The sequence below is a fragment of the Pseudomonas sp. MC6 genome (assembly GCF_054790575.1).
On record NZ_CP186504.1, the window covers coordinates 36,841 to 49,734 of the forward strand.

Sequence of the window (12,894 nt, forward strand, 5' to 3'; positions counted from 1 at the left end):
GAAGCGCCATTTTACGGATTCGCGCGCACAAAAAAGCCCCTGATATCAATAACAGGGGCTTTTTCGTAACAGAAAATCAGGCTTCTGCTTGTACTTCGTCAGCCTGCATGCCTTTCTGGCCCTGCACAGCAACGAAGGTCACTTTCTGGCCTTCTTTCAGGCTTTTGAAGCCGTTGCCCTGAATGGCGCGGAAATGCACGAACAGATCCGGACCGCTTTCTGGAGTGATAAAACCAAAACCTTTCTCGTCGTTAAACCACTTGACGGTACCGCTCTGACGTGTGGACATTTCTTATTTCCTTTGACGCAAAAATTAATGACAGTCTCCTTCACATGAAAGAGTACTGGGGCTGGTTGCAGGAGAGTAAGAAGACGTCGAACGGGATGTAGCTAACTTATAGGCTACTGCCCAGGTCACGATTCCAAGCTGACCCATGCAAACACAGTGGAGAAACTCTACGCCAACTACGGGAGAAAAAACAAGCCCCGTGAAGGCCCCGGATTTGCTGTGCTTGCTGGCAGTTAGTCATTCCACTAGTGCGGCTTAGACGATTCGCTTGTTCAAGTGTTTTCGAACGTTATAAGCAAAGTTCATATTCGAATCGGATGTTAGAAAATGCACTTTTTTGTGGCGATTGCGTTACACATTAGTGCATGCATTACGCAATCGCGTTACTTATAGAAACAGTCAATCAACCGCGATAGTAGCGTTGTGGAACAAATGGCATTTTGCTTACAAGCATTTGCACCTTTTTCCCACGCACGATGGCCCAGACCGCTGTATCGAGCGTGACATAAGCACTGTCGAGGTAACCCATTGCCAACGGCCCGCCCAGTGTCGGACCGAAACCGCCGCTGCACACGCTGCCGATGATCTCGCCGGCTTCGTTGACGATTTCTGCGCCTTCACGCACGGGTGTACGTTCTTGTGGCAGCAGGCCGACACGTTTGCGTGCGACACCATTCTGTTGCTGGGCGAAAATATTTTCCGCACCCGGGAAACCGCCTGCCCGCGCGCCATCAGCGCGGCGTGGCTTGGAGATCGCCCATAACAGGCTGGCTTCGATCGGCGTGGTCTCGGTGTTCATGTCGTGGCCATACAGGCACAGGCCGGCTTCCAGGCGCAGCGAATCGCGGGCACCGAGGCCGATGGCCTGGACTTCCGGTTCAGCGAGCAGGGCGCGGGCGAGTTTTTCCGCGTCGGCGGCCGGAACGGAGATTTCGAAACCGTCTTCACCGGTGTAGCCCGAACGGCTGACGAAGCAGTCGACACCCAGCAGACTCACACGGGTGAACTGCATAAAAGTCATTTTTTCAACCGAAGGTGCCAGTCGCGCCAGCACGGTGACCGCCGCCGGACCTTGCAATGCCAGCAGTGCACGCTCTTCGAACAGCTCCGTAATGGTGCACTGATCCCCGATGTGTTTTTGCAAATGTGCAAGATCCTGATCCTTGCACGCGGCGTTAACCACCAGGAACAGTTCGTCGTTGCCGAGATTGGCGACCATCAGGTCGTCGAGAATGCCACCGGTCTCGTTGGTGAACATCGCGTAACGCTGCATACCCACCGGCAGGTCGATGATGTCCACCGGCACCAGGGTTTCCAGGGCTTTGGCGGCGTTGGCGCCGGTCAGGCGAATCTGGCCCATGTGCGAGACATCGAACAGCCCGGCCTGCTCACGGGTGTGCTGGTGTTCTTTCATCACGCCGAGCGGGTATTGCACCGGCATGTCGTAGCCGGCGAACGGCACCATGCGGGCGCCGAGTTCGAGGTGCAGAGCGTGCAGCGGGGTTTTCGACAGTTGTTCGGTGGACATGCGTGGCTCCTTGAAAATTTGAGTTTGGGGGTATGGGGCTAGATCAAGATCAAGATCAAGATCAAAAGCCCCTCACCCCAGCCCTCTCCCAGAGGGAGAGGGCGCTAGTTACGTTGCTCTCCCGGAGGGAGAGGGCTGGGGTTAGGTCAGCATTCGATGATGTTGACCGCCAGACCGCCACGGGCGGTCTCTTTGTATTTGCTTTTCATGTCAGCGCCGGTCTGGCGCATGGTGCGGATGACCTTGTCGAGGGAGACAAAATGCTGACCGTCGCCGCGCATGGCCATGCGCACCGCGTTGATCGCTTTCACTGAGCCCATCGCATTGCGCTCGATACACGGCACCTGCACCAGCCCGCCAATCGGGTCGCAGGTCAGGCCGAGGTTGTGCTCCATGCCGATTTCCGCCGCGTTCTCGACTTGCTGCACGCTGCCACCAAGCACTTCGCACAACGCCCCGGCCGCCATCGAACAGGCCACGCCGACTTCACCTTGGCAGCCGACTTCGGCGCCGGAGATCGAGGCGTTTTCCTTGTAGAGAATGCCGATGGCCGCAGCGGTCAGCAGAAAGCGCACGACGCCGTCGTCGTTCGCGCCGGGGATAAAACGCATGTAGTAATGCAGCACCGCTGGAATGATCCCGGCCGCGCCGTTGGTGGGTGCGGTAACCACACGCCCGCCGTTGGCGTTTTCTTCGTTGACCGCCAAGGCGTAGAGGTTGACCCAGTCGAGCACCGACAACGGATCGCGCAACGCTGATTCCGGGTTCTTGCACAGCTGCCGATGCAGCGCCGCTGCACGACGTTTGACCTTCAAGCCGCCGGGCAAAATACCTTCGTTACGGCAGCCCGCAGCGACGCAGTCCTGCATCACCTGCCAGATTTTCAACAGGCCGGCGCGGGTTTCCGCCTCCGAGCGCCAGGCACTTTCGTTGGTCAGCATCACCTGGCTGATCGACAGACCGTAGGTGGCGCAATGACCGAGCAGGTCCTTGGCACTTTTGAACGGGAAAGTCAGTGGTGTGGCGTCTTCGACGATGCGGTCGGCACCGGCCGCGTCTTCATCGACGACAAAACCACCACCGACCGAGTAGTACTCGCGGCTGCGAATCTGCAGGCCCGCCGCATCGAAGGCGCGGAAGATCATACCGTTGGGGTGATAGGCCAGCGGCTTGCGGATCATTGCCAGGTGTTCTTTCTCGTTGAACGCAATGCTCTGTTCACCGAGCAGGTTGAGTCGGGCGTTACCGCGAATCTCTTGCAGGCGCGCGGCGACGGTTTCGGTATCGACGGTATCGGGGTGCTCGCCTTCGAGGCCGAGCAGCACGGCTTTGTCGCTGCCGTGACCTTTACCAGTGGCGCCTAGGGAACCGTAGAGTTCAACGCGAACGCTGGCGGTGGTGGTCAGCAGGTTTTCACGTTGCAGGCCTTCGGCGAAACGTGCGGCTGCGCGCATCGGGCCGACGGTGTGGGAACTGGAGGGGCCGATGCCAATCTTGAACAGGTCGAACACGCTTAACGACATGAGTGGTTCTCCGGTTTCTTGTTATAGGAATTGGCGGAAATATCAGGCTTGATGCGTTCCTTGTGGGAGCTGGCTTGCCAGCGATGGCGGTGGGTCAGGCAACAAAGATGTAGGCTGATCCACCCTCATCGCTGGCAAGCCAGCTCCCACAGGGATTTGTGGTGTTCTGGAGAAAGAGGCAGGTATTCCTGCCCCTCATTCCATTAAGCGTAGCTTTCGATCGACGGGCAGGCGCACACCAGGTTGCGATCACCGAAGACGTTGTCGACGCGACCGACCGGTGGCCAGTATTTGCCTTCGATCAGCGACGCTACCGGGTAAACGGCCTGCTCGCGGCTGTACGGGTGCGTCCACTCGCCAACCAGTTCCGCTGCGGTGTGCGGAGCGTTTTTCAGCGGGTTGTCGTCCTTGTCCAGTGTGCCGTTTTCCACCGCGCGGATTTCTTCGCGGATGCGGATCATCGCGTCGCAGAAGCGATCCAGTTCTTCTTTGGATTCACTTTCGGTCGGTTCGATCATCAGCGTGCCCGCGACCGGGAACGACATGGTCGGCGCGTGGAAGCCGAAGTCGATCAAGCGCTTGGCGACGTCATCAACGCTGATGCCGCTGCTGTCTTTCAACGGACGCAGATCCAGAATGCACTCATGCGCCACCAAGCCATTGCTGCCGGTGTACAGCACTGGGTAGTGCTCTTCGAGGCGACGGGAAATGTAGTTGGCGTTGAGGATCGCCAGTTGCGACGCGCGCTTCAGGCCGGCGCCACCCATCATGCGAATGTACATCCAGGTGATCGGCAGAATGCTCGCGCTGCCGAACGGTGCCGCGCAGACCGCGCCTTCCTTGCGTTCCATCTGGCCGTGGCCCGGCAGGAACGGGGTCAGGTGCGACTTGACGCCAATCGGGCCAACGCCCGGGCCGCCGCCGCCGTGGGGGATGCAGAAAGTTTTGTGCAGGTTCAGGTGCGAGACGTCGCCGCCGAACTTGCCCGGTGCGCAGAGGCCGACCATCGCGTTCATGTTCGCGCCGTCGATGTACACCTGGCCGCCGTTGTCATGAATGATCCCGCAGATTTCGCGGATGCCTTCTTCGAACACGCCGTGGGTCGACGGGTACGTGATCATCAGCGCGGCGAGGTGTTCGCGGTGCTCGATGGCTTTGGCGCGCAGGTCTTCGATGTCGACGTTGCCACGGGTATCGCACGCGGTCACGACCACGCGCATGCCAGCCATGTTGGCGGTGGCCGGGTTGGTGCCGTGGGCGGACGAGGGGATCAGGCAGATGTCGCGGCGCTCATCGCCGCGGCTCTGGTGATAGGCGCGGATCGCCAGCAGGCCAGCGTATTCACCTTGCGAACCGGCGTTCGGTTGCAGCGAGATCGCGTCGTAACCGGTGGCGGCGCAAAGCATCGCTTCCAGCTCATCGGTCAGTTGCTGGTAACCGGCACTTTGTGCGGCCGGGGCGAACGGGTGCAGCGCACCGAATTCAGCCCAGGTCACCGGGATCATTTCGCTGGCGGCGTTGAGTTTCATGGTGCACGAGCCCAGCGGGATCATGGTGCGATCCAGCGCCAGATCCTTGTCCGCCAGTTTGCGCAGGTAGCGCATCAGCTCGGTTTCCGAGTGATAACGGTTGAACACCGGGTGGCTGAGGATTGGCGACTGGCGTACCAGCGATGCAGGGATGGTGCTCTGTACCGAAGCGGCCAGCGCAGCGAAGTCCGGCAGAGTCTTGCCGTCGGCGAACAGGCCCCACAGGGTTTCGATGTCAGCCTGCGTGGTGGTTTCGTCGACCGACAGGCCCAGACGCTGAGCGTCGATCACGCGCAGGTTGATCTGCGCCGTGTGCGCCTTGTCGTGCAGTGCGGCGGTTTGCGCACCGGTGGCCACGGTCAGGGTGTCGAAGAAGCTGGCTTGTTCGACGTTTGCGCCCAGCACGGTCAAGCCCTTGGCCAGAATCGCGGTCAGGTGATGCACGCGATTGGCGATCTGCGTCAGGCCTTTCGGGCCGTGGTAGACGGCGTACATGCTGGCGATGTTGGCCAGCAGCACTTGTGCGGTGCAGATGTTCGACGTGGCCTTCTCGCGGCGGATGTGTTGCTCGCGGGTCTGCATCGCCAGGCGCAGCGCCGGCTTGCCGAAACGGTCAACGGAGACACCGACCAGACGGCCCGGCATGTCGCGTTTGAACGCATCTTTGGTGGAGAAGTAAGCGGCGTGCGGGCCACCGAAGCCCAGCGGCACGCCGAAGCGTTGCGCGGAACCGATGGCAACGTCAGCGCCGAACTCGCCCGGGGCGGTCAGCAAGGTCAGGGCCAGCAGGTCAGCGGCCACGGCTACCAGCGCGTTGGCGGCGTGGAAGCGTTCGGTCAGTTCGCGGTAGTCGAAGACATCACCGTTGCTCGCCGGGTATTGCAGCAGCGCGCCGAAGAACGGCGTTACGTCAGTCAGTTCACGCTCATCGCCCACCACCACGTCGATACCCAGTGGCTCGGCACGGGTGCGCAGCACGTCGAGGGTTTGCGGGTGGCTGTGGATCGAGGCGAAGAATTGGTGGCTGCCCTTGTTCTTGCTCAGGCGTTTGCAGAAGGTCATGGCTTCGGCAGCGGCGGTGGCTTCGTCGAGCAGGGAGGCGTTGGCGATCGGCAGGCCGGTGAGGTCGCTGATCATCGTCTGGAAGTTCAGCAGCGCTTCGAGACGGCCCTGGGAAATTTCTGGTTGGTACGGGGTGTAAGCGGTATACCAGGCCGGATTTTCCAGGAGGTTGCGCAGGATTGGCGACGGCGTGTGGCAGTTGTAATAGCCCTGGCCGATGTAGGTCTTGAACAGCTGGTTTTTGTCGGCGATGGATTTGATCATCGCCAGGGCATCGGCTTCGCTGAGGCCGTCGTCCATGCCGAGCACGCTGGTGCCCTTGATGCTTTCCGGGATGACGCTGGCGCTCAGGGCTTCGAGCGAGTCGAAGCCGAGGCTGTTGAGCATGGCTTGCTCGTCACCGGCGCGTGGGCCGATGTGACGGGCGATGAATTCGTTGGCGGTGCCGAGGTTTACTTGAGTCATGTCGGTATTCCTCAGGCTTCGGCTTGGGCTTTGATCAGACGGTCGTAAGCGTCCTGATCGAGCAGTTTGGCTACGGCCGAAGCGTCGCTTGGCTGGAAGCGGAAGAACCAGCCTTCGCCCAGCGGATCTTCGTTGACCAGTTCCGGGCTGTCTTCCAGTGCCGGGTTGGTCGCCAGTACTTCACCGTCGAGAGGCATGTACACGCCGCTGGCGGCTTTCACCGATTCCACGGTGGCGGCTTCGGCGCCTTTTTCGTAAGCCTGCAGCTCAGGCAGTTGCACGAACACCACGTCGCCGAGGGCGTTCTGCGCGAAAGCGGTGATGCCGACAGTAACGCTGCCGTCAGCTTCGGTGCGCAGCCATTCGTGATCTTCAGTAAAACGCAACTCGCTCATGGAAACTCCTCAGGGGCCAGACTCGTCTGGTGGACGCGGTGGAATAGTCGGGCGCGAAGGCCCTTATTTATGAGGGGTTGATTAGCAAGAATGCGGCCAAATTTAATTTTTTGTTATAAATCAAGTGGTTGTGTGTTTTTGTAAGCTCACTTGATTAGATGCGTGTAGCGAAATCGCTACAGGCGGGCGCGAGGAAAAAAGCTGAACGGGATCAAAGCCTTGCACAGCCGTGATTGAAGGAGGATGTATCGATATCGTTCCGCTGTAGCGCTTTCAGTACAGGTCGAGGTCGTTTTCGAGCAGATTTTGAATCCGCCACAATCATTGTAGGAGTGAGCCTGCTCGCGATAGCGGTGTGTCAGACGTCGCAAATGTTGAATATCAGACCGCTATCGCGAGCAGGCTCACTCCTACAGGGGATTCGTGGTGGGTTCAGGGTTTGTTGGGGATGCCGTATTTGCGCAGGCGATGGGCGATGGCCGTGTGCGAAGTTTGCAGGCGGCTGGCCAGTTGCCGGGTCGAGGGGTAGCTGGCGTAGAGCTTTTCCAGCAGTGTTTTTTCGAATGACTCGACCGCTTGTTCGAGGCTGTCGACTTCGCTGTCAGCCTGACGCGCGACCGAGGTGCCCGCAATATCGAGATCGCCAATATCCACCAGGCTGCTCTCGCAGATCGCTGCCGCGCGGAAGATCACGTTCTGCAATTGCCGCACGTTACCCGGCCAGCGATTGCCGAGCAGCGCCGGGTAAGTGCCTGGTGCCAGACGGCAGACCGGGCGCTGGATCTGCGCGCAGGCCTGCTGCATGAAATAACGCGCCAACAGCAGAATGTCCTGCCCGCGTTCACGCAGTGGCGGCACTTCAACGTTGAGCACGTTGAGACGATAAAACAGGTCTTCACGGAATAAACCTTCGCTGACCATTTTTTCCAGATCGCGGTGGGTGGCGCTGAGGATGCGCACGTTGACCTTCACCTCACGATCACCGCCCACCCGGCGGAAGCTGCCGTCGTTCAAGAAGCGCAGCAGCTTGGCCTGCAAGTACGGCGACATCTCGCCGATCTCATCGAGAAACACCGTGCCCTGGTTGGCCAGTTCCATCAGCCCCGGTTTGCCGCCACGCGCTGCGCCGGTGAAGGCGCCGGGGGCGTAGCCGAACAGTTCGCTTTCGGCGAGGTTCTCTGGCAACGCTGCGCAGTTCAACGCCAGAAACGGCGCGCTGTGCCGCGCACTGATCGCGTGGCAGGCACGGGCGACCAGTTCTTTGCCGGTGCCGGTTTCGCCTTGAATCAAAAGCGGCGCGTCGAGGGCGGCGACTCTTTGCGCGCGGGCCTTGAGCGTGCGGATTGCCGGGGATTCGCCAAGCAGTGCATCGAAACCTTCGGCGTGGTCGTGGTGCAGTGCCGAGAGTTGTTCGCCGATGCGGTTCGGTTGGTACAGCGTCAGCAGGGCGCCGGCGTCGGTGATCGGCGTGGCGTCGAGCAGCAAGGTCTGACCGTTGACGGTGATTTCGCGCAGCGGCAGGCGGAAGCCGTGTTCGAGCAAGGTGTCGAGCAGGGCCGGATCGTTGAACAGTTCAGAGACGCTTTCACCCGCCGGCTCACGACCGTACAACGCGATCAACGCCGGGTTGGTCCAGCAGCACCTTGCCGGCGCTGTCGAGCGCGAGTACCGGGTCGGTCATCGCCGCCAGCAACGCATCGAGCTGCAAGTGCCGACGCTGGCCAGGGAGGATGTCGACCACGGTTACCGCCTCGACGCCGAGCACGCGAAACAAAGCATCTTTCAGCTCTTCGAGCACTTGCGGGCTCAACGTTGGCGCGTCGATGTAGACGTTTGGCGGGATCATCTCCACCGCATCCAGATTGAGATTGCGCCCACCGAGGATAGCCAGGACTTCCTGGGTGATGCCGACGCGGTCGATGAAACTGACGTGGATACGCATGGGGCGGTTCAGTGATCTGCAGAGCGGAGGGTGGCAAGTATGCCTTGGGCTTGGAGAGAGGTGAAAGCAAAAGCACCCTCACCCCAGCCCTCTCCCAGGGGGAGAGGGGGCCGATAGTGGAATGCTCACGAGGTACGCCGACCTGAAAATACGGCTGTGAATCCATAATCGACTCGGTCTTTCAGGTCGATGTCTGCCATCAGACACTTCGGTCAGTCCCCTCTCCCTTTGGGAGAGGGCTAGGGTGAGGGGCTTTTGAAGTTTATTCGAAGTGCTCAAGATTGACCGGATCCCCGGATTTCATATCAAGTTGCTTGCGGATGTCTTCAAACATCATGTCGTAATGCTTGTGAACCGAGCCGATCTGGCTGTGCGTCTTGGGAATGCCGTACTTCTCGGCGATTTTCGTCACATTGTTGGCAAAGTTGTAGGCCTCCTCTTTGGGCAGGAAGAAGGTCTCTTTCATGTCCTTGCCCTGAAGGTTGCCATGCATCGTGAACTGGATGCCTTTGCCTTTCTGCGGATCGGTGAACACTTCATAGTCGAGGTGCACGTTGTAACTGACGTCATCCGGCGTCAACGCATGCCGCTCAATATGCAGATGACCGGGTTCAAACTGGGCCATGGGTTTCTCCTTTCAAGGCATGGGAGAAGGGCAGACCTCGGGCCTGCCCCCGGAGTTTCTAATTATCGGTAAGTGATGCCCGGCTTCGCCGTGGTCACGCGAGTACCGGCAGTACCCTGGACAATCGCTTCGATATCCGCCAGCGAACCGATCACCGCGACCTTGCCAGTATGGCGTGCGAATTCGCAGGCTGCCTGCACCTTCGGCCCCATGGAACCGGCAGCGAAGCCGAGGCGTTCGAGTTCGTCCGGGTGCGCTTCGGCAATGGCTTTCTGCGTCGGTTTGCCGTAATCGATGAACGCCGCGTTGACGTCCGTGGCGATCACCAGCAGGTCGGCTTCCAGTTGCTCGGCGAGCAATGACGAGCAAAGATCCTTGTCGATTACTGCCTCGATGCCTTTGAGGTTGCGGTTCTCGTCGTACATGGTCGGGATGCCGCCGCCCCCGGCGCAAATAACGATGCTGCCCTTGTCCAGCAGCCACTTGATCGGGCGGATTTCGAAGATGCGTTTTGGCCGTGGACTGGCGACGACACGACGGTACTTATCGCCATCCGGGGCAATCGCCCAGCCTTTTTCGGCGGCGAGTTTTTCCGCTTCGGCCTTGTCATAGACCGGGCCGATCGGTTTGGTCGGGTTCTTGAACGCGGGGTCGTTGGCGTCGACTTCAACCTGGGTCAGCAGGGTGGCAAACGGCACTTCGAAGTCGAGCAGATTGCCCAGTTCCTGTTCGATGATGTAGCCGATCATGCCTTCGGTTTCGGCACCGAGCACGTCCAGCGGGTAAGGGGTGACGGAGGTGTAGGCCGCCGCTTGCAGCGACAGCAGGCCGACTTGCGGGCCATTGCCGTGGGCGATGACCAGTTGGTTGCCGGGATGGATCTTGGCGATTTGCTCGGTGGCGATGCGGATGTTGGCGCGCTGATTGTCAGCGGTCATCGGTTCACCACGGCGGAGCAGGGCGTTACCGCCCAGCGCTACGACGATACGCATGGTGCATGTCCTTCTAATCAGAGGAGAGGCGAACAACTCGATCTTCCTGCCGGAACCGGGATCCCCTGTGGGAGCGAGCCTGCTCGCGAAGGCGTCAGATCAGTCGACATCTCTGTTGAATGACCCACCGCTTTCGCGAGCAGGCTCGCTCCCACCTTTGGAACCGGTTCCTTCAGTGGGAGCTATTTCAGTTACAGATCAGCGAGGGTCGAGACCAGAATCGCCTTGATCGTGTGCATGCGGTTTTCCGCTTGCTCGAAGGCGATACAGGCAGGCGACTCGAACACGTCGTCGGTCACTTCGATGCCGTTTTTCAGGTGCGGATACTGCTCGGCAATCTGTTTGCCGACCTTGGTATCACTGTTGTGGAACGCCGGCAGGCAGTGCATGAACTTGGTGCGCGGGTTGCCGCTGGCTTTCATCAATTCAGCGTTGACCTGATACGGCAGCAGTTGCTGGATGCGCTCGGCCCAGGCTTCCACCGGCTCGCCCATCGACACCCAAACGTCGGTGTGGATGAAGTCGACGCCTTTGACCGCCGCTTTCGGGTCTTCGGTGAGAGTGATGCGTGCGCCACTTTCTTCCGCATATTTGTGGCAACGCTCGACCAGATCATCCAGTGGCCACAGGGCTTTCGGTGCACAGATACGCACGTCCATGCCGAGCTTGGCGCCGACCAGCAGCAGCGAGTTGCCCATGTTGTTGCGCGCATCGCCGAGGTAGGCGTAGCTGATTTCATGGATCGGCTTGTCGGCGTGTTCACGCATGGTCAGTACGTCGGCGATCATTTGCGTCGGGTGATATTCGTCGGTCAGGCCGTTGAACACCGGCACACCGGCGAACTTGGCCAGCTCTTCGACGATTTCCTGTTTGAAGCCACGGTACTCGATAGCGTCGTACATGCGCCCCAGCACGCGGGCGGTGTCCTTCATACTTTCTTTGTGACCGATCTGCGACGAGTTCGGGTCGATGTAGGTGACGTTGGCGCCTTGGTCGTAGGCCGCGACTTCAAAAGCGCAACGGGTACGGGTCGAGGTTTTTTCGAAGATCAGGGCGATGTTGTTGCCCTTCAGGTGTTGTTGCTCGGTGCCGGTGTATTTCGCGCGTTTGAGGTCGCGGGACAGGTCGAGCAGGTAACGCAGCTCACGTGGGGTGTGGTGTTCCAGGCTGAGCAGGTTACGGTTGTGAATGTTAAAAGCCATGATGGATCTCCTTCGGTGTCGGTTATCCCCCCGGCCGCGCTGGGTAAGCTGCGGCCAGGGCTCAGAGGTTTAGTAATCGATCGGATCGCGGATGATCGGGCAGGTCATGCAGTGGCCACCGCCACGGCCGCGGCCCAGTTCACCGGCGCTGATGGTGATGACTTCCACGCCGGCCTTGCGCAGCAGGGTGTTGGTGTAGGTGTTGCGGTCGTAGCCGATGACCACGCCCGGCTCCACGGCCACCACGTTGTTGCCGTCGTCCCATTGCTCGCGCTCGGCGGCGAAGCTGTTGCCGCCGGTTTCCACCACGCGCAGTTTCGGCAGGTTGAGGGCTGCGGCGACGGTGTCGAGGAAGTTGGTTTCTTCGCGGCGAATGTCGATGCCGCCCTGTTTGCTTTCGTCAGGGCGCAGGGTGAACGCGACAATCTGGTTCACCACTTCCGGGAAAATCGTCACCAGGTCGCGATCGCAGAAGCTGAACACGGTGTCGAGGTGCATCGCCGCGCGGGACTTCGGCAGACCGGCGACGATGACTTTTTCCACGGCTTTGTTCTTGAACAGGTTCAGCGCCAGTTGGCCGATGGCCTGACGCGATGAGCGTTCGCCCATACCGATCAGCACCACGCCGTTGCCGATTGGCATGACGTCGCCGCCCTCGAGGGTGGAGCTGCCGTGTTCCTTGTCCGGGTCGCCGTACCAGATCTCGAATTCGGCGTTGGTGAACTGTGGGTGGAATTTGTAGATAGCGGCGGCCAGCAGGGTTTCCTGACGGCGCGCTGGCCAGTACATCGGGTTCAGTGTCACGCCACCGTAGATCCAGCAGGTGGTGTCGCGGGTGAACTGGGTGTTCGGCAGCGGCGGCAGAATGAAGCTCGAATGGCCGAGGAAGTCGCGGAACATCTGGATGGTCTTGCCACCAAAGCTGTCCGGCAGATCATCGGCAGACACGCCACCAATCAGGAATTCGGCAATGTGCCGTGGTTCCAGGCTTTTCAGCCAGGATTTGACTTCGTTGATCAGGCCCAGGCCCACCGAATCGGCGGTGACCTTGCGCTCGAGAATCCAGTCCAGTGCCTCAGGGTTAGCGACGATGTCGGTCAGCAGGTTGTGCATTTCCAGCACGTCGATACCGCGCTCACGCATTTTGGTGACGAAGTCGAAGTGGTCGCGCTTGGCCTGAGCCACCCAGAGCACGTCATCGAACAGCAGTTCATCGCAGTTGTTCGGGGTCAGCCGCTGATGGGCCAGACCTGGGGAGCACACCATGACTTTGCGCAGTTTGCCGGCTTCGGAATGGACGCCGTACTTAACTTTTTCCGTGGTCATTTCAGATCCTCCAGAT

Annotated in this window: 9 protein-coding genes and 1 pseudogene; all 10 read right to left on the reverse strand. The window is 59.9% G+C overall.

Annotated elements, in window-relative coordinates:
• Positions 1–76: 76 nt before the first annotated feature.
• Positions 77–289 (reverse strand): cold-shock protein, encoded by a 213-nt coding sequence (locus ACOYXE_RS00200; protein ID WP_003227496.1) that lies wholly within the window; start codon positions 287–289, stop codon positions 77–79.
• Positions 290–692: 403 nt separating this feature from the next.
• A complete protein-coding gene (gcvT, locus tag ACOYXE_RS00205; RefSeq protein ID WP_405123003.1) occupies positions 693–1,817 on the reverse strand; it encodes a glycine cleavage system aminomethyltransferase GcvT in 1,125 nt (374 codons plus the stop codon).
• A 146-nt stretch (positions 1,818–1,963) separates the two neighbouring features.
• The gene (locus ACOYXE_RS00210) at positions 1,964–3,340 is read right to left on the reverse strand and encodes an L-serine ammonia-lyase (protein WP_160059170.1); all 1,377 of its coding nucleotides are present in this window, start codon (positions 3,338–3,340) and stop codon (positions 1,964–1,966) included.
• A gap of 203 nt (positions 3,341–3,543) precedes the next feature.
• Entirely contained in the window at positions 3,544–6,396 is a 2,853-nt protein-coding gene (gene gcvP / locus ACOYXE_RS00215) for an aminomethyl-transferring glycine dehydrogenase (protein ID WP_460927271.1), read from the reverse strand.
• A gap of 11 nt (positions 6,397–6,407) precedes the next feature.
• Positions 6,408–6,791, reverse strand: a complete 384-nt coding sequence (gcvH, locus tag ACOYXE_RS00220; RefSeq protein WP_158831185.1) for a glycine cleavage system protein GcvH — start codon at positions 6,789–6,791, stop codon at positions 6,408–6,410.
• 432 nt (positions 6,792–7,223) lie between these two features.
• Positions 7,224–8,733 (reverse strand): annotated as a pseudogene (locus ACOYXE_RS00225) (sigma-54-dependent transcriptional regulator).
• Positions 8,734–8,995: 262 nt separating this feature from the next.
• Entirely contained in the window at positions 8,996–9,358 is a 363-nt protein-coding gene (locus ACOYXE_RS00230; protein WP_007908047.1) for a DUF5064 family protein, read from the reverse strand.
• 62 nt (positions 9,359–9,420) lie between these two features.
• Positions 9,421–10,350 (reverse strand): carbamate kinase, encoded by a 930-nt coding sequence (arcC, locus tag ACOYXE_RS00235; protein WP_141126304.1) that lies wholly within the window; start codon positions 10,348–10,350, stop codon positions 9,421–9,423.
• 191 nt (positions 10,351–10,541) lie between these two features.
• A complete protein-coding gene (locus ACOYXE_RS00240; RefSeq protein ID WP_008086805.1) occupies positions 10,542–11,552 on the reverse strand; it encodes an ornithine carbamoyltransferase in 1,011 nt (336 codons plus the stop codon).
• A gap of 69 nt (positions 11,553–11,621) precedes the next feature.
• Positions 11,622–12,878 carry an arginine deiminase gene (arcA, locus tag ACOYXE_RS00245; protein ID WP_160059166.1) on the reverse strand — a complete coding sequence of 419 codons (1,257 nt, stop codon included), beginning with the start codon at positions 12,876–12,878 and terminating at the stop codon, positions 11,622–11,624.
• Between the last annotated feature and the right edge of the window lie 16 nt (positions 12,879–12,894).